Consider the following 17,033-nt stretch of genomic DNA (forward strand, 5'->3'; position numbering starts at 1 on the left):
GCGTGGGCAGGCAGGATCTCGGTCTCGTCGAGACCGGTGCTCAACATTACCAACTCCACGGCCAGTCGCCCAATTCGGGGTGATTCTAGAGTTTCTTCAGTAACCGCGAGTGAACACTCGGCGGCACGAAGGAGGCGACCTCGCCACCCAGTTTGGCGATCTCCTTGACCCAGCTGGAGGAGATGAAAGCGTTCTCAGAGCGGGTCGGCAGGAACACCGTGTCCACCCCGGTCATCGCGTGGTTGAGCTGGGCCATCTGCAGTTCGTAGTCGTAGTCGGCAGCCGAGCGCAGCCCCTTGACGATCACCCCGGCGCCCTCGGCCCGGCAGTAGTCGACCAGCAGACCCTCGAAGGTGCCGATCCGGACGTTGGGGTACGGCGCCGCGATCTCGGTCAGCATCGCGATCCGCTCGTCGACCTCGAACATCCGGCTCTTGGACTGGTTCACCCCGGCCGCGACGATCACCTCGCCGAAGGCGGCCGACGCCCGGGCGATGATGTCGAGGTGCCCGTTCGTGGGCGGGTCAAATGTCCCGGGGAACACCGCCTTACTCATGCCGGTGACCGTACCAAAGCCGGGCCTCGCCGTACTTGCGATCCCGCAGCGCGGCGAACCCCTCGGGCCACTCCCACGGCTCCCGCTTGCCCCGCTCGACCACCACCACGGCGTCGTCGGCCAGCCACCCGCCCTCGGCCAAGGCGACCAGGATCTCCTGCAGCTCGACCGTCTCCAGCTTGTACGGCGGATCGGCGTACAGCAGATCGAACACCGCGGGAGGGTTCCCCGCCGCGACCTTCTCCACCGGACGCGTGAGCACGGTCGCCCCCGGCAGCCCGACCGCCCGGACGTTCGCGGAGATCACCTCGGCCGCCCGCCGGTCCGACTCGACCAGCACGACCCGAGCGGCGCCCCGGGACAGCGCCTCGAGCCCGATCGCCCCGGAACCGGCGTACAGATCGAGCACCGCCAGCCCGTCGAAGCTGCCGAACTCCGACTCCAGCGACGAGAACAGCGCCTCCCGGACCCGGTCCGCGGTCGGCCGCGTCCCGGTCCCCGGCGGTACGGCGATCCGCCGCCCCCCGGCCGCTCCCCCGATCACTCGCGTCACGTCTTCTCCAGGTATTCGGTGGTCTCGGACTCCAGCGCGCTGCGCACGAACGACCTCAGCGTCGGGTACTCGGCCAGCTCCGCGTCCACCGAGACGATCGAGTTGGCCACGTGCCGCGCGGTGAAGATGATCTCCTCGTCCCGCAGCACGCTGAGCAGCTTCAGGCTGCTCCGCTTGCCCGATTGCGCAACGCCCAGTACGTCGCCCTCGCGCCGGGTCTCGAGGTCGATCCGGGACAACTCGAACCCGTCCGTGGTCGACGCAACAGCGTCCAGGCGCCCGTAGGACTTCGACCCGGGCCACAGATCCGTGACCAGCAGGCACAACCCCGGCACACGCCCCCGCCCGACCCGCCCGCGCAGCTGGTGCAGCTGCGAGATCCCGAAGCGGTCGGCGTCCATGATCACCATCGTCGACGCGTTCGGTACGTCGACGCCGACCTCGATCACCGTGGTCGCGATCAGTACGTCGACCTCACCGGCCGCGAACCGGGACATCACCGAGTCCTTCTCCTCGGCCGGCAGGCGGCCGTGCAGGATCTCCACCCGCAGGTCGTGGAGGATCTCGGCCAGTGCCTCGGACACCTGCAGCACCGAGATCGGCGGCCGGGCCTGCTTCTTGGTGCCCTTCTCTTCCTCCTCGCCCGCGACGAACTCGCCTTCCTCGTCGGCCGCGTTCTTCACCTCGTCGCCGATCCGCGGGCAGACGACGTACGCCTGATGGCCCTTGCCGACCTCCTCGCGGATCCGGGCCCAGGCCCGCTGCAGCCAGTCCGGCTTCTGCTTGGCCGGGACCACGGACGACTGGATCGGCGAGCGCCCGGCCGGGAGCTCGGTCAGCGTCGACACCGCCAGGTCGCCGAACACGGTCATCGCCACGGTCCGCGGGATCGGGGTCGCGGTCATCACCAGCACGTGCGGGGTGTTGTCGCCCGACTTCTGGCTCAGCGCCGCCCGCTGCTCCACGCCGAACCGGTGCTGCTCGTCCACGACCACGAGGCCGAGGTCCGCGAACTGCACCTTGTCCTCGAGCAGGGCGTGGGTGCCGACCACGATCCCGGCCGCTCCGCTGGCCGCGTCCAACATCGCCGTACGACGGGCTGCCGCCCCGAGCGACCCGGTCAGCAGGCCGACCCGCGTCGCCCGCTCCGCACCGCCGAGCATGCCCTCCTCGGCCAGGTCGCCGAGCATCTTCGTCAACGTCTTGTGGTGCTGGGTCGCGAGCACCTCGGTCGGGGCCAGCAGGACGGCCTGGCCGCCGGCGTCGACCACCGACAGCATCGCCCGCAGCGCGACCACGGTCTTGCCCGAGCCGACCTCGCCTTGGAGCAGCCGGTGCATCGGGTGCGGGCGGGCCAGATCGGCGAAGATCTCCTCGCCCACCTCCGCCTGGCCCTCGGTGAGCTTGAACGGCAGCCGCTGGTCGAACTCGTCCAGCATGCCGCCCTCGGACCGCGGCCGCGGCACCGCGTTCAGCGCGTCGGTGACGGCCCGGCGCTGGGCCAGGATCGTCTGCATCACCAGCGCTTCCTCGAACCGGAACCGCTGCTGTGCGTCGCGGATGTCCTTCTCGGTGTCCGGCAGATGCACCTTCTGGAGGGCCTCGCGCAGCCCGAGCAGCCTTTCCTTGCGCAGGATCAGCTCCGGGATCGGGTCGTCCAGGTTCTCGTCCAGGCTGTCCAGGACGATCTTGATACTCCGCTCGATCGTTGCGGTGGGCAACTTCGCGGTGGCCGGGTAGAGCGGCCGGAACGGCCGGGCCCGGCGCTCGATCTCGGCCTCGGACAGGTCGTCGGTGTCGAGGATCTCGGTCCCGGGGCTCTTCAGCTGCATGATGTCGCGGAACATCGTCACCTCGCCCCAGAACAGGGCGGCAGTACCGGGCTGCAGCTTGGCCGCCAGCCAGGGCTGGTTGAAGAAGGCCAGCTCCAGGTCGCGGCTGCCGTCGGTGACGACGACCTTGGTCAGCGTCTTGCGCCGGGCCCATTTCTGCACGTCGGCGATGGGGATCTCCGCCTTGGTGTCCAGCGATCGCACGGTGACCTTCTTGACCCGCCCGTTCACGGTCGCCTGGTCGCCGACCTCGAGCTCGTCGAACGGGGTCAGTTCGCCCTTCTTCAGGTACCGGCGCGGGTAGTGCCGCAGCAGCTCCCCGACGGTCTCCAGGCCGAGCACTTCCGCGAAGGACTTGGCCGTCCTGGCACCGAGGAAGTCACGGAGCTTCCGGTCCATATCCGTCTTCATTCCACCCCGATCAGCAGCGGGTACCTGTCCTGTCCTCCGTCGTACACCACGACATCGACATCTTTGCGATTCCGGCGTACGTGCCGCTCCACCGCGACCACCAGACCGGGCTCCACGTCCTGCCCGGTGACGATCGTGAGCAGCTCACCGCCACCGCCGAGCAGCCGGTCGACCACGCCGATCGCGGCCGCCTCGAGATCCGCCGTGATCAGCGCGAAGTCGCCGTCCACCACGCCCAGCGCGTCGCCGATGCGGCACATCCCGGCCATCGTCCAGGCGTCCTTCACCGCGATCGTGACCGCGCCGTGCCGGGTCTGCCCGGCGGCCGCCGACTGGTGGACGACATCGTCGTCGAAGCTGCTGTCGGGATCGTGGACGGCGATCGCCGCCAGCCCCTGGACCTGCGCCCGGGTGGGGATGACGGCGACCCGGATCCCGTCCTGGCGGGCCGCGGTCGCGGCGGCCTCGGCGACCGCGATGGAGTCCTTGTCGTTGGGCAGCAGCACGATCTCGGGTGCCTTCGACTTCTCGATCGCCGCCAGCAGCTCACCGGTCGAGCACCTCCGGCCGGGACCGCCACGGATCACGTGCGCCCCCGCCTCGCTGAACAGGTCGGCCAGGCCGTCACCGGCGACGACCGCGATCACCGCACGGCCCGGGACCGGCTCGTGCTGGTGCGCATGGTCGGCGAAGTGGGTGACCCGGATCCGGTGCGGCCGGCCGATGTCGATGCCCTGCTCGATCGCGGCGCCGACGTCGTCGGTGTGGACGTGCACGTTCCACAGCCCGTCCCCGCCGACGACCACCACCGAGTCGCCCAGGCCGGCCAGGTTCTGCCGGAAGTCGCCGATCTTGTCGTCCGGCGCGTCCAGCAGGTACATCACCTCGTACGCCGGTCCATCCTGGCTCTCGGCGTCTTCGCCCCGGGGCTGTACCCGGGCCGGCACGTCGACTCGCACGTGCCGACCGGTCAGCACCGACTCCATCGCCCCCAGGATGACGACCAGGCCCGCTCCCCCGGCGTCCACGACCCCGGCGCGCCGCAGTACGTCCAACTGCTCTGTCGTCTTCGTGAGCGCCTGCCGGGCGGACGCGACGGCGGCGAGGCACACGTCGGCCAGGCTCTTCCCGTCGTTGGCGGCCGTCATCGCCCCGGTCGCGGCGGCCCGGGCGACGGTCAGCATGGTGCCCTCGACCGGCTGCGCGACCGCGCCGTACGCGGCATCAGCGGCGTACCGCAGCGCGTCAGCGAACGCGACGGGCTCGCTCATCCTGGGATCAGCCAGTACGGCGTGCTCGTCGGCGTCCTGGTGACGCGGCAGGTTCTCGGCGAGGCGGAGGCCGCAGGCCCGAACCAGCTGGGAGGTGATGACACCGGAGTTCCCGCGGGCGCCGAGCAGGGCGCCGCGGCCGAACGCCTGGACCGCCTCGGCGAACGTCAGCTCTCCCTGGGGCAGCGCGTCGCAGGCGGCCTCCCAGGTCAGGTAGAGATTCGTCCCGGTGTCCCCGTCGGGTACCGGATACACGTTCAGCTCGTCGATCTCGGTCCGCGCCCGGCCCAGGTCGGCCAGCGCGGTCCGAGCCCAGGCCCGCAACACTTCGACGGTCAGTTCCTCCACGCCCGGAAGGCTAACTGGTCGCGTGCCCAAGGACAGGAGGTAGTGCGCTCGGGTCTGCCAGCTTGAGCGTGAGCCGAGCGCTCCCGGGACGCCGAACCGCCAACACCTCCTGTCCTTCGGTACGGTCAGGGCGTGAGCGACAGGAGCGTGCTGTTCTCGGTCGCGGCTGACAGCTACGAGTCGGCCGTCCGGGAGATCCGGGCCGAGTTCGGCCGGGACGTGCGGATCGAGCGGGTCAGCGGGGACCTCGGGCGAGTCGTCGGCCTGGCTGTCGAGGAGTTCGCCGAGGCGTGCGATGCGGGCCGGATCATCTTCGTGCGGCACCTGACCATCGAGGTGGCGAGCTTCCGGGTTGACGATCTGCCGCCGGGCTACGAGCTGGCCGAGCTCATCCTGGCGGAGCTGAGGGACTACCCGAAGGCCTTGGCCGTGCAGGCCTGGACCGACGGCGCGAGCACCGGCGGGTCCTACTACCACCTGCTCCAGGACGCCCTCGCCGACCGCGGGGTGACGGTCACGCGGTCGGACCAGGAGGTCGTGGTGTCCTGCTTCGTCGGTCGCCGGGCCGTGCTCCTGGGCCTCAACCGGCTCGAGTTCAGCCTGTCGGACTGGCCGGGTGGGCGGATGCGGTTGGCTCGCTCGGAGGATCGGGTGTCGCGGTCGGAGTTCAAGCTGGAGGAGGCGATCGCGACCTTCGGGCTGGAGTTGCCGGCCGGTGGGAAGGCCTTGGACCTGGGCGCGTCGCCGGGCGGCTGGACCCGGATTCTGCGGCAGCACGGCCAGGAGGTCTGGTCGGTGGATCCCGGCGCACTGGATCCGCGGCTGCGCGGCGACCGGCGGATCCACCATGCGGCGACGACGGCCGGCCGGTTCTTCGCGGAGAACCGGGTGCGGTTCGACGTGGTGGTGAACGACATGCGGATGGACCAGGTGATGAGCGCCCGGATGATGCTCGACGCCGGAGCGCACCTGCGCCGCGGCGGGCTGGCGGTCGTCACGCTGAAGGGTGGCGGGAAGAACCCGCTCGACGGGGCGCGCCGCGGGATGGACGTGCTGCGGCAGGAGTACGACGTACTGCACGCTCGGCAACTCCATCACAACCGCAACGAGATCACCGTGGTCGCGCGGAAGCTCTGAGAAGACGCGAAATAGGCGCCCGGGGTGATCCCGGGCGCCTATCTCAAGGCCCTACACGGAAGAAAGCTGTGGGTCAGCCGACGACGCGCTGGACCTTGCCGGCCTTGATGCAGGACGTGCACACCTTCATGCGGGTCGGGGTGCCCTTGATGAGCGCCCGGACCGGCTGGATGTTGGGGTTGAACCGCCGGGGCGTGCGAGCCTTGACCCGGCGGATCATCGCGCCCTTACCCAAGCGGGCAACGCTGTTGCCGAACGTCGGCTGCTTGCCGCAGACATCGCACTTCTTAGACATGATTCTCCGTGTTCAGGGTCGTGACACCGACAGACCATGTTACATGCGCGCCGACGCACGACCAATTCGGCTCAGGCTCGTGGACTACTCCGTGAGCCAGGCCACTTCCTCGGGTGTGAGCTCCACCGACAGGCCCGGCAGTGAGGTCCGGGTCTCGCTGATGTGCCGGGGGCCGATCAGCGGGAACACCGGGTACGGCTGGTGCAGCAGCCAGGCCAGTGCGATCGCGGTCGGCTCGACCCCCTTGGCCGCACCCAGCTCGCGGGCCCGGTCCAGCCGGCGGAAGTTCTCGTCGGAGTAGAAGCAGCGGACCAGTTCCTCGTCGGAGCGGTCCTCCGGCTTGGCCCGTCCGGTGAAGAACCCGCGTGCCTGGCTCGACCACGGGAACAGTGCGACCTGCCGGTCCCGCAACCACGCCTGCGACTCGTCGTCGGAGACGTGCCGGCAGCCCTTCCACGGTACGTCGTACGCCCGGGCGAGGCTGAGGTGGTTGCTCAGCAGCGTGAACGGCTGCTTGCCGTTCGCCTCGGCGTACGCAATCGCCTCGTCGAAGCGGGTGGTGGACCAGTTCGAGCCGCCGAACGCCTTGATCCGGCCGGCCTTGTAGTGCTCGTCCAGGACGTCGACGAACTCGCTGACCGGGATCTCCTCGTTGTCCCGGTGCATCAGGTACAGGTCGACGTGGTCGGTCTGCAACCGCTCGAGGCTCTCGGTGAGCTGCCGGGTGATCGACTCGGGATCGCAGTGTGGCGTGTGCGCACCCTTGCCGATGACAACGATCTCGTCGCGGTTGCCGCGGGACGTGATCCACTGCCCGAGCAGCTTCTCGCCGCGTCCGCCGCCGTAGATGTACGCCGTGTCGAACGTCGTACCGCCGCGCTCGACGAAGTCGTCGAAGATCGCCGCCGCGTGGGTCAGCGTCTGCTGGTTGTCCACCCCCATCACGAGCCTGGACACGTCCTTGTCCAGCCCCTCGATGCGGCCGTACTTCATCGGTGCGTCTGGTTTGCGCGCCAGCGGCCGCCCGGTGGCGGTCGGGATGATCGCGTCATCCCGCTCGCTGGCGTACTGCTGGCCGATCGCCTTGCGCCAGGCGTCCTGGACGGTCAGGTTGCCGAGAGTGTCGGCCCAGCTCATCTCGGGTGCCTGCCGCTGCTCGATCGCGGCCGCGACCGCGTCGGCCTCGGCGGCGTAGATGAGGGCCGGGTCCGCGGAGATGTCCCGCGGCTCCTCCCCCGCCTTGTGCAGGGTGACGTGGGTCGGCTTGCCGTCGCCGCCGAACCACGGGTCCTCGACGACGAGGTACCCCTCGCTGCCGTAGATGCGGACCTGGTTGTCGTCGCGGAGCCGGACGCCGGTGCTGACCTGGGCGGTCACGCCACCGTCGAAGAACAGCGTCGCGACCGACCATTCGTCGGCGCCGGTCTCACCGACGTGCCCGACCGCGGTCACCGCTGCCGGGTCGGCGAACGGCTGCCCGGTCGCGGCCCCGGCGATCAGCCGGGCCATCGACACCGGGTAACCGCCGACGTCGAGGATGCCGCCGCCGGCCAGGTCGTCGGCGAAGATCCGGCTCTCCGGCCGGTACGACGAGGCGAACGCGAAGGTGGCCTGGATCTGGTGGACGGTGCCGAGCTCGCCGTCGCGGACCAGCTGGGCGATCAGCTTGGTCTGCGGCAGGCAGCGGTACATGTACGCCTCCATCAGGAAGACGTCGTTGGCGACCGCGGCCTCGATCATCGCCTCGGCCCAGGCCTTGTTGATCGCCAGTGGCTTCTCGCACAGCACGTGTTTGCCGGCCTCGGCGGTCTTGATCGCCCACTCGACGTGCATCGGGTGCGGGGTGGCGATGTACACCGCGTCCACGCCCGGGTCGGCGAGCAGGTCGTCGTACGAGCCGTGCCGGTTGGCGATGTCCCACTTGTCGGCGAAGGCGTTGGCGGACTCGATCGATCGGCTGCCGACGGCGACGACCTCACCGGTCGCCGACGTCGGTACCTGGCTGGCGAATCGGGACGCGATGTTCCCGGTACCGATGATTCCCCAGCGAACTTTGGTTTCAGGCGCAGTCAAAGGGTGTCCCGTTCAATGGTCGGTAGTGGGTCAGAACTTCATGGCGCCGGCGGCGATGTCGGCGATGAAGTGGCGTCCACCGATGATGAAGACGCCGATCAGCGGGATGACACTCATCAGGGCGCCGGCCATCACCATCGAGTAGTCGGTGCCGTAGATGCCGTTCAGTTGCTGCAGGGCGACCTGAAGCGGCAGCTTGTTCGGGTCGGTCATGACGATCAACGGCCAGAGGTAATCGTTCCACACGTTGATGAAGGTGAAGATACCCAAGAAGGCCAGACCGGGCCTGAGCACGGGGATGCCGACGGTGAGGTACTGGCGGAAGAAGCCGGCCCCGTCCACCTTGGCCGCGGAGATGAGCTCGTCGGGGATGGCGCCGCGGGCGTACTGGCGCATCCAGAAGATGCCGAACGCGTTCGCCGCGCCGGGGATGATCAGTGCCTTCAGCGACCCGATCCAGCCGAACTCGGCCAGCGTCACGAACTGCGGCACCAGGGACAGCTGGGCCGGGATCATGAACGTTGCCAGCAGCAGTCCGAAGAGCCAGTCGCGGCCCGGGAACTCGTACTTGGCGAAGGCGAAGGCGGCCAGCGAGTCGAAGAACAGCACCAGCACGGTGACCGCGACCGAGACGATCAGGGTGATCAGCATCGAGCCGAAGAAGTCGATGTTGTCGAGCACCTTGCCCATGTTCTCGAACAGGTGCGAGCCGATCACGAGCTTCGGCGGGTAGCTGAAGATGTCCGGGGTGGTGTTGGAGGCCATCACCACCATCCAGTAGAACGGGAAGATCGACAGCACCACGCCGAACATCAGCACCACGTGGCTGATCACGTTGCGGGTTCGTTCAGCGCGCATCGTCCTGCTCCGTTCCAGTCGTCGCCACCACGGTCCGGCGGCCGGCTCGCCGGCTGACACGCTCGCCGCTGCCGCCGATCAGCCTCCAGTTGATGATGCTGAACAGCACGATCAGGATGAACAGGGCCCAGCCGATCGCGGCGCCGTACCCGAACTGGTTGTCCAGGAACGCACTCTCGTACAGGTACGACACGATCGTCATCCCTGATCCGCCCGGGCCGCCGGTGTCGCCGAGCAGCACCTGGGACTCGGTGAAGATCTGCAGGCCGCCGATGGTCGAGGTGACCGCGGTGAACAGGATGACCGGGCGCAGCAGCGGTACGGTGATCCGCCAGAACGTCTGCCGCGGCGACGCGCCGTCCACCTTGGCGGCTTCGTAGACGTCGTTCGAGATCGCCTGCAGGCCGGCCAGGAAGATGATCGCGTTGTAGCCGACCCACCGCCAGGTGACGATGGAGGCGATGGCGACCTTGATGCCCCACGGCTGGGTGAGCCACTCGATCTGGGTCAGCCCGATCGACTGCAGGAACGCGTTCAGCAGGCCGAAGTTGTTGCTGAAGATCGAGCCGAACACCATCGTGATGGCGACCACCGAGGTGACGTTCGGGATGAAGTACGCGATCCGGTAGAAGCTGCGGAACCGGGTGGCGTTGTGCAGCGCGTTGGCGATCACCAGCGCGAGCAGCAGCATCGGGACGGTCGACAGCACCCAGATGATGAGGGTGTTCCCGATCGACTGCCAGAACTTCGGGTCGGAGAGCAGGTAGCTGTACTGCTCCAGCCCGACCCATTTCATCTCGCCGATGCCGTCCCAGGAGTGGAACGAGATCCAGATCGAGAACAGCACCGGGAACGCGCCGAAGATCGCGAACAGGATGAAGAACGGCGAGATCGCGGCGTACTGCGGCAACGCCAGCTTGTACTTGCTCGGCGGCTTCGACGGGCCGCCCGGATCCTCGGCCGTGCTGACGGCGGTTGGGACTGTCTTACTGGTCACTGCCATGTCAGATCGCCCCCGCTCGGGTGAGTTCGCGTTCGATCTGCTCCTGGGCAGCGGCCCACGCCTGGTCGGGCGACTTGCCGGCGGTCTCGACATTGACGAGTTCGGCGGCGATCGGCGCCCCGATGATCGAGTCGTACGGGCTGAAGTAGGCACCCGGGAACTTCTTCGCCGACTCGCCGAAGACGTCGACGATCTTCTGACCGCCGAAGAACGGGTCCGGTGCCGTCATCCGCTCGTCGGTGTAGCTGGCCGGCGTGGACGGGAACAGCACCGGCTCGAGGAACGCCTGGGCCTGGTTCTTGGCCGTCTCGAGCCAGCTGATGAACGCGAACGCGGCCTCGGGGTTCTTGCAGTACTTCGTGATGGCCAGGAACGACCCGCCACGGTTGCCGGCACCACCAGGAGCTGCCGTCACCCGCCAGAGTCCCTTGGTCTTCGGGGCCGCGTTCTTCGGCCCGAGCTGGGCCCACCAGACGGCCGCGTTGTAGGCGACGAGCTTGCCGTTGGTGACGACGGCGTCGGCGTCGGTCGTATCCTGCTGCGCGTTCGCGGACAGCCCTTCCTTGACCACTCGGATCGCGAGGTCGAACTGTTCGCGGATGTGGTCCTGGTCGCCGATGTACTGACCGTCCTCGGTCATGTAGCGCTTCGACTGCTGCGCGAGCGCGTAGAGGTAGATGCCGGTGATGTTGTCGGTGATGGCCGAACCGGGCACGGCCGCCTTGAGCTTCTTGCCGAGCTCGATGTAGGCGTCCCAGGTCGGCGCCAGCTCGGCCACCGCAGCGGGATCGGTGTCGATGTTGGCCTTCTGGAGCATGTCGGTGCGGTAGAACAGCGCGGTCGGGCCGGTGTCCATCGGGTAGGCCATCATCTTGTCGTCGGCGGTGATCCCGAGTTTCCACTTCCAGGGCAGGAAGTCGGCTTCGTGGTCGTCGGCGCCGAGCGTCTTCAGGTCGACGAACTGGTCGGCGTTCGGGAAGTACGTCGCCACGTCGTCGTTGATGGCCACGATGTCCGGGACCAGGGACTTGCCGGCCAGCGAGGTCAGCACCTTGGTCTTGTAGCTGGTGCCGATCCGGGTCATCGCCAGCTTCATGTTGTCGAACCCGGGGATCGCCTTCTCCGCCTGGGCGATCAGGTCGTCGTTCACCGAACCGACCCAGGTCCACATGCTGAGCTCGTCGGACGCACCGAGCGAACTTCGCGACCCGCAGCCGGTGAGGCCGGTCGCGGCCGCGGCAGCGCCCGCGCCGAGCGCGAGAAACTTCCTTCTGCTCACTGTCATACGCCTCACCTGGCGCTTTCTGTGTTCATTTCCGCCGGAAGTTGTCCATAATTGTTCGGACACCAGGTAAGCGCATACCGACTGAACCGGTCAAGGGCCCATGTTTCCGATCGCCGGTTCCCAGCGCTCTGTCGACCCGCCGGTTGTCACGGACTTCCCAGCTTCAGGCGGCTGACAGGATGGCCGCATGATCTCCGCCGTTCTCTTCGACGCCGACGGCGTCATCCAGCGCCCGACCGTCGACTGGTGGTCCCGGCTGACGTCGCTCGCCCCCGCCGGTGACGGCGAGGCCTTCATCGCCGATCTGATGGCGGCCGAGAAGCCGAGCCTGGTAGGCAAGGGCGACTTCCGCGAGGCGGTCGCCGAGGTCCTGCAGCGCTGGAACTCTCCGGTGTCGCTGGAGGAAGCCCTCGAGCCGTGGACCTGGTTCGCCGCCGAGCCGGCGGTGGTGGAGCTGATTGCCCGCTTGCGCGCGGACGGCATCGGCTGTCATCTCGCCACCAACCAGCAGGCCTATCGACGCGCGATCATGCAGGACGAGCGCGGGTACGGCAAGTGGTTCGACCAGACCTTCTACTCCTGCGATCTCGGGCTGGCCAAGCCTGATCCGGCGTACTTCCGGGCCATCCTCGGCTCTCTGCAGGTGCCCGCCTCGTCGGTGCTCTTCATCGACGACAACGAAAGCAACGTGGCGGGTGCTTCGAGCGTCGGCCTGCACGCCGAGGTGTACGACCTCTCATCCGGTGTGGACGCGCTCGTTGACCTGCTTCGCCGCTACGGACTGACCTGACCTCTTGTGGCGCGAGGGTTGTTGTGGCATCGTCGCCCGGCAGATGACAACGTAGGACAGTCACCAGCCGCTCCTGGAGGCACCGCATGTCCGATCGACGACGTCTCACCCGCCGCCATGCCCTCGGCCTGACCGCCGGACTGGGCCTGGGTTCCCTCGCTCCGTCCTTCGCGCTCCCCGCTGCTGCATCTTCTTCCGCGTCCAGCTTCACTGCTGCGAGCTCGGCGTACCCGAAAGGCCAGCGGCCGCGACTGCTGAGCGTTCTGGCCGAGGACTCGTTGAGCCCGGCCGAGCGCACGCTCGCGACCACTCTGCAGGGCCTGCTGGCCCGTCGCGGCAACGAGACCCTGTACCTGAACATCCCCTCGCTCGGCTACCAGATCTGGCTCGACGACCTCGTCTCCCGGTACGGCGTCCACGCCCGCCCCGGCGACCTGTGGAAAACCGTCAGCCGGTCCCGCGTGGGCGGATATGTTCTCTTTCGAACGGGCACCCCGTCGGTCAACGTGGCGACCACACTCGCCGGCCTGACGGGTGCCGTGGCTGTCGAGGAGAGCTTGGAGGCACTCGCGATCCGGCACGGATTGCGCAAGGTCCTGGACGTGCGGGACAAGGACGACCGCTGGGTGTTGGACAACTACTGGACCCGGTTGCGGCACGACGTCGCGATCGAGCAGAGCGGAGACTGGCCGGAACGACTGCGGGACTACGTCACGATGGCGGGGACGCTCGCCTTCTTCGACGGCAACTCGGCGTTCCGCGCCGAGGTGGTCGACGCGCTCGACGACGACGCGACGGTGATCGGCTGGGGCGATGCTGCCGACGGCGAGGACAAGTTCATCGGCCCGAACTCCGACGCCGGCGTCAAGGCGATCCCGGCCGACCATGCCCGCAATCTGTCAGTCCTGTCCGGCATTACGGAGGACCGGTTGAGCCAGCGTGGAGGGGGTGGGGGGAGGGCCCTCGAACCGGATCCCAATGCCCACTACGTCACGTTCCTGATCACCGACGGCGACAACATCCAATGGATGCTCGGCGACTTCCCCACCGACCAGCGGTGGTTCGGCAGTCCCCAGCGCGGCAAAGTGGATCTCGGGTGGGGCATCTCACCGTCTCTGATCGACCTCGCGCCTTCGGTGATGCGTTGGTACTACGACCAATCGGTGAAGGACCGCTGGGTCGTCGGCCCGTCCGGCGGCGGCTACATGTACCCCAGCAGGTACCCCTCAGCGGCACTCGAACGGCACACCGCTTCGCTCGCGAACTCGATGGAGCGCGCCGACCTGTCGGCCGTGCAGATCATCGACTTCGACTCCTTCCAGGACAAGCGACTGTGGTCGTCGTACCTCAAGCACCGCCAGATCGACGGCCTCATCTACCTCGAGTACTCCCGCTACGACGGCCACAAAGGCGAAGTCGTCTGGTCCGAAGGCAAGCCCGTCATCTCCGCCCGCACCATGCTGTGGGACGGTCTCGATGGTGCCGACGAGGCATCAGTCACCGCCGAACTCAACAGTGCCGTCCGCAACCCGCGTTCGACAGCTGGCTACTCGGTCGTCCTCTGGCATGCCTGGAGCAAGTCCGTCGACAACGTCATGACAGTCGTCAACGGCCTGGCCCCGCACGTGAAGGTCATCCCGCCCGACACTCTCGTCAAGATGGTCGGCCAGTACGCCAAGCCCTAGGCGACCGGATCCGTCTGGGCGCTGGTTGCGCCCAGACGGACGTGGGTCAGAGCTTGCGGTAGTAGACGGCTACCGGGAGTTGGATGCAGCCGAGGCTTTCGTAGAGGGCGCGGGCGGGTGCGTGGAAGCCATCTCCACCAGTGCCGATCTCGACTACTTCCGCGCCCTGCTGTCGCATCGCAGCGAATGCGTGCTCACAGAGTGCGGTGCCGACGTTGTCCCGGCGGCGGTCCGCCGCGACAGCCAGGATGACGATGCTGCCGTTCCGGCGTACCGGATCGATGCTCCAGGCAACGTAACCGGTGAGGAGGCCGGCGGCCTCGGCCACCGCGACGTACTTGTGCTGCGCGGGGTCGTGGAGTTCGGCGACCTGCTTGCGGTAGTCGTCGCGCCAGCTGCCGTGCTGGTTGGCGAAGATGGTCTCGCCCACGAGCGGGCGGAATGATTCCTCGTAGAACGGCCGGAACGTCTCGATGGTCAGCTCGGTGAGCCGAGCAAGGTCAGCTTGGACGTACGAACGAATGAGCATGAAGTGTGCCTCTCGCGCTGAAGGGGTCGGCAAATGCCTGACCCGCGCTCGTCGATCGCGACGTAGCGGCGGGCCAGCCTCAGCGGCGAGTACGCCAGGCAGCGAAGCACTCCATGCGAGCAATCTACTCCCCCGACTCACAGCACGATGGCGCCCCAACGCGCGTCGCGCGACGGCCGAGGGGTCACGGTGCCAAGGGCCGCGAGCAGGAGGAGCCAGCCGAGTGCTGACTGCAGAGAGAGCACCTCGTGCAGGAAGAGGATGCTCACGACTGCCGCCACCAGTGGTTTAGCGAGGCCTCAGAGCACCAGCAGTGGATGCTGTCGTACGGCGCAAGCCATGAACGAACAGGCCATATCGGCAGCCGTCCCTACCAGCGCACGCGTCGCGCGGGCGGTTCAGTCGCCCGGGAGCGGCTTGGGGACACGGTGGGTGCCGGTCGGACCGACGTGGAAGGTGAAGCCGTTGGGGGTGCTCCACTCCAGCGTCTTGCGGTCGAGTCGGCGCACGTTCCAGCCGCGGCCGTGCGTCTTCAACCGGTGAGGGAAACGCCCCAGCGGTGCGAGGTTTTCGGTGCTCGTCTGACCCGGTGGACCGAGGGCGTCGTAGGGCTCGATGTGGTCCAAGTCCATCGCCGGGTGGGTTTCGCGGGTGCCGTAGGGGGACAGCTCCACCGGGTACATCAGCTTGACGCGTTCGCGGATCCGGTCGGGGATCTCGTAGGCGTCGACGCTGACCGCGTCGTTGAGGTCGATGACCGGCTTCACCACGTACGGCCCGTGGCCGACGAGCTCGCTCAACTGCGATGCGAGCAGGGGGCCGAGGTCCTCGACGCGGAGGACGCCGGTGCCGGTGGCCAGGGTGTGGTCGGTGAGGTGGACGTAGATCTCGGTCTTGCCCGGGCGCAGCCGGCCGGCCGCGCTGCCTGCATCGTTTGCGCGGCCGTGGGTGGTCGGCTGGGTGTGAGCGTCGTGCCTGATCTGCGCGAGGCGGGCATTCAGGGCGCGCATGGCGGCGGCATCAAGTGGCTCGCCTTCCTCCCCATCGTCGCAGCGCCCAGGATCGATCCGCTGGTGAAGGTCGATTGGTTCGACCGGCTCCCTGAACGGCGCGTCGAGTGGGTCGGGGAGGTCGCTGGTACTCGGGTGGGGTGCGTCGCGGTCGGCCTCGTCGTCCACGCCGGGTTCGCCGCCCGCATTCGCGCAGTCGTCCCGCAGGCCCTCGTCACCCCAGTTGGGTCCGGTGCCGGGATCCGCGGCGGCACGGCCCTGGCCACCACACCCGGGCGCGATGGCGGGCTCGGAGCCGGAGCGGGCGTCGGCGGAGTGATCGGCGGGAGCGGAGGCCAGTTCCGCGGAGTGATCGGCGGGACCGGAGGCCGGGTCGGCCGGGTGATCGGCGGGGCCGGAGGTCGGGTCGGCGGGAGCGGGCGGGGTGGGGGTGGGGGTGGGGGTGGTGTCTGGCGTGGGGTGGCGGAGGGAGTGTTCGTGGGCTTGGAGGAGGAGTTCGATCATGTAGCGCGGGTCGGCCATGATTCCGACGGCGTCGGCGCGGCGGTGGTCCAGGTTGCGAGTGTCGCCGAGGGTCTTCAGCGCGTCGGCGATGCTGGCGATGCTGGCGTTGAACCGGATGACTCCACCGGAGGGTGCGCGGACGTACATGGTTTTGGTGCCGTGCTGGTCGGTCCGGCCGACGAACACTCCGCGTTCGCGGGCTTTCTCGTCGGCCTCGGCTCGGGCGCCCTCGGGATCGGCATGTGCTTTGGCGGCATTGACGATCTTCTCGAGCCGGTAGGGCGTGATCGAGTCGACGAGGCCGGCGACGCGCTTGTCGACGTACCGGGCGGCCTCTTCGGACAGCTTCAGGCAGGCGTCGGCGATCCTGCCGGCTCGCCACGGTGTCGCCTCGCCGGACTGCACCTTCGCCCACATGAACGGAAACCGGTGCCGCAGCGCCAACGCCTGACCGATGTATCCCGCGGCGGCCCCTGAAGAGATGCCGACCACGAGACCGAACTCAGCCACGGCGAACTCGGCGATCTCCGGGCAGCCGTGGCCACCCAACACGATGGCTCGTTCGCGGCCGTCGAAGGAGCGGCGGCCCGGCCGGGCGGGACACAGATCGGGGTGGTGGCGGTCGGCGAAGATCTGAGCATGTTCGAGCCGGCGGACCGCGCACCGGTTCTCCTCGGCACGGTGCTCGGCGGCCGACTCCAGCAGGTCGGTCGTCGAGAGCGAGGTCAGATCTCCGTCGAACATGTGTTCTAGTTTAGGTCATTCATCGCAACCAGACAACCGCGATGATCGTCGAAACCCCTTATCCACAAGGGGAAACGTCACACTTTCAAGCTTAGGAAATCGAGTAAGCATCCCAACAGAGGCTGAGTCACTGGATGGCCGCGTGGCGG

Annotated in this window: 15 protein-coding genes; 3 read left to right on the forward strand and 12 right to left on the reverse strand. The window is 68.1% G+C overall.

Annotated elements, in window-relative coordinates:
* Nucleotides 1–85: 85 nt before the first annotated feature.
* From coaD to EV652_RS29915, 4 genes are read right to left on the reverse strand one after another with little or no spacing between them, the layout of a single operon-like run.
* Entirely contained in the window at nt 86–556 is a 471-nt protein-coding gene (coaD, locus tag EV652_RS29900; protein ID WP_132212609.1) for a pantetheine-phosphate adenylyltransferase, read from the reverse strand.
* Nucleotides 549–1,109, reverse strand: coding sequence for a 16S rRNA (guanine(966)-N(2))-methyltransferase RsmD (gene rsmD, locus EV652_RS29905; RefSeq protein ID WP_132212610.1), 561 nt, complete (start codon nt 1,107–1,109; stop codon nt 549–551). The genes coaD and rsmD overlap by 8 nt, the downstream gene beginning before the upstream one ends.
* The gene (gene recG / locus EV652_RS29910) at nt 1,106–3,352 is read right to left on the reverse strand and encodes an ATP-dependent DNA helicase RecG (RefSeq protein WP_132212611.1); all 2,247 of its coding nucleotides are present in this window, start codon (nt 3,350–3,352) and stop codon (nt 1,106–1,108) included. The genes rsmD and recG overlap by 4 nt, the downstream gene beginning before the upstream one ends.
* Nucleotides 3,349–4,971, reverse strand: a complete 1,623-nt coding sequence (locus tag EV652_RS29915; protein ID WP_132212612.1) for a DAK2 domain-containing protein — start codon at nt 4,969–4,971, stop codon at nt 3,349–3,351. The genes recG and EV652_RS29915 overlap by 4 nt, the downstream gene beginning before the upstream one ends.
* Nucleotides 4,972–5,103: 132 nt before the next feature.
* Here EV652_RS29915 and EV652_RS29920 point away from each other — a divergent pair, with 132 nt between their 5' ends.
* Nucleotides 5,104–6,108 carry an SAM-dependent methyltransferase gene (locus EV652_RS29920; protein WP_242002093.1) on the forward strand — a complete coding sequence of 335 codons (1,005 nt, stop codon included), beginning with the start codon at nt 5,104–5,106 and terminating at the stop codon, nt 6,106–6,108.
* A gap of 73 nt (nt 6,109–6,181) precedes the next feature.
* Here the strand turns inward: EV652_RS29920 and rpmB are convergent, their stop codons facing one another.
* The 5 genes from rpmB to EV652_RS29945 all read right to left on the reverse strand — a co-directional run bounded on the left by rpmB (nt 6,182) and on the right by EV652_RS29945 (nt 11,622).
* Nucleotides 6,182–6,403, reverse strand: coding sequence for a 50S ribosomal protein L28 (gene rpmB, locus EV652_RS29925; RefSeq protein WP_132153237.1), 222 nt, complete (start codon nt 6,401–6,403; stop codon nt 6,182–6,184).
* Nucleotides 6,404–6,487: 84 nt separating this feature from the next.
* Complete coding sequence (locus EV652_RS29930) at nt 6,488–8,476, reverse strand: aldo/keto reductase (protein ID WP_132212613.1); 1,989 nt, start codon at nt 8,474–8,476, stop codon at nt 6,488–6,490.
* Nucleotides 8,477–8,506: 30 nt separating this feature from the next.
* Complete coding sequence (locus EV652_RS29935; protein ID WP_132212614.1) at nt 8,507–9,334, reverse strand: carbohydrate ABC transporter permease; 828 nt, start codon at nt 9,332–9,334, stop codon at nt 8,507–8,509.
* Nucleotides 9,324–10,337 (reverse strand): carbohydrate ABC transporter permease, encoded by a 1,014-nt coding sequence (locus EV652_RS29940; RefSeq protein ID WP_132212615.1) that lies wholly within the window; start codon nt 10,335–10,337, stop codon nt 9,324–9,326. The genes EV652_RS29935 and EV652_RS29940 overlap by 11 nt, the downstream gene beginning before the upstream one ends.
* A gap of 1 nt (nt 10,338) precedes the next feature.
* A complete protein-coding gene (locus tag EV652_RS29945; protein ID WP_132212616.1) occupies nt 10,339–11,622 on the reverse strand; it encodes an ABC transporter substrate-binding protein in 1,284 nt (427 codons plus the stop codon).
* 187 nt (nt 11,623–11,809) lie between these two features.
* Here EV652_RS29945 and EV652_RS29950 point away from each other — a divergent pair, with 187 nt between their 5' ends.
* Both EV652_RS29950 and EV652_RS29955 read left to right on the forward strand, forming a co-directional pair.
* Nucleotides 11,810–12,412 carry an HAD family hydrolase gene (locus EV652_RS29950; protein ID WP_132212617.1) on the forward strand — a complete coding sequence of 201 codons (603 nt, stop codon included), beginning with the start codon at nt 11,810–11,812 and terminating at the stop codon, nt 12,410–12,412.
* Between the two features lie 86 nt (nt 12,413–12,498).
* Nucleotides 12,499–14,097: a GxGYxYP domain-containing protein gene (locus tag EV652_RS29955; RefSeq protein WP_132212618.1), complete on the forward strand. Its 1,599-nt coding sequence runs from the start codon at nt 12,499–12,501 to the stop codon at nt 14,095–14,097.
* Nucleotides 14,098–14,143: 46 nt separating this feature from the next.
* On the opposite strand, the gene EV652_RS29960 is transcribed toward EV652_RS29955, so the two are convergent.
* From EV652_RS29960 to EV652_RS29965, 3 genes are all read right to left on the reverse strand, one after another.
* Entirely contained in the window at nt 14,144–14,626 is a 483-nt protein-coding gene (locus EV652_RS29960) for a GNAT family N-acetyltransferase (RefSeq protein WP_132212619.1), read from the reverse strand.
* 137 nt (nt 14,627–14,763) lie between these two features.
* Complete coding sequence (locus EV652_RS45875) at nt 14,764–14,895, reverse strand: hypothetical protein (protein WP_255512645.1); 132 nt, start codon at nt 14,893–14,895, stop codon at nt 14,764–14,766.
* 129 nt (nt 14,896–15,024) lie between these two features.
* On the reverse strand, nt 15,025–16,884 hold the full coding sequence (locus EV652_RS29965) for a DUF222 domain-containing protein (protein WP_132212620.1): 1,860 nt from the start codon (nt 16,882–16,884) through the stop codon (nt 15,025–15,027).
* Nucleotides 16,885–17,033 lie beyond the last annotated feature (149 nt).

The organism is Kribbella steppae (assembly GCF_004342025.1).
GTDB lineage: Bacteria > Actinomycetota > Actinomycetes > Propionibacteriales > Kribbellaceae > Kribbella > Kribbella steppae.

Coding starts and splice junctions, on each gene's coding strand:
- coaD (WP_132212609.1), bottom strand. CDS start 556: ATGAGTAAGGCGGTGTTCCCCGGGACATTTGACCCGCCCACGAACGGG.
- recG (WP_132212611.1), bottom strand. CDS start 3,352: ATGAAGACGGATATGGACCGGAAGCTCCGTGACTTCCTCGGTGCCAGG.
- rpmB (WP_132153237.1), bottom strand. CDS start 6,403: ATGTCTAAGAAGTGCGATGTCTGCGGCAAGCAGCCGACGTTCGGCAAC.
- EV652_RS29935 (WP_132212614.1), bottom strand. CDS start 9,334: ATGCGCGCTGAACGAACCCGCAACGTGATCAGCCACGTGGTGCTGATG.
- EV652_RS29940 (WP_132212615.1), bottom strand. CDS start 10,337: ATGGCAGTGACCAGTAAGACAGTCCCAACCGCCGTCAGCACGGCCGAG.
- EV652_RS29945 (WP_132212616.1), bottom strand. CDS start 11,622: ATGACAGTGAGCAGAAGGAAGTTTCTCGCGCTCGGCGCGGGCGCTGCC.
- EV652_RS29950 (WP_132212617.1), top strand. CDS start 11,810: ATGATCTCCGCCGTTCTCTTCGACGCCGACGGCGTCATCCAGCGCCCG.
- EV652_RS29955 (WP_132212618.1), top strand. CDS start 12,499: ATGTCCGATCGACGACGTCTCACCCGCCGCCATGCCCTCGGCCTGACC.
- EV652_RS29960 (WP_132212619.1), bottom strand. CDS start 14,626: ATGCTCATTCGTTCGTACGTCCAAGCTGACCTTGCTCGGCTCACCGAG.
- EV652_RS29965 (WP_132212620.1), bottom strand. CDS start 16,884: ATGTTCGACGGAGATCTGACCTCGCTCTCGACGACCGACCTGCTGGAG.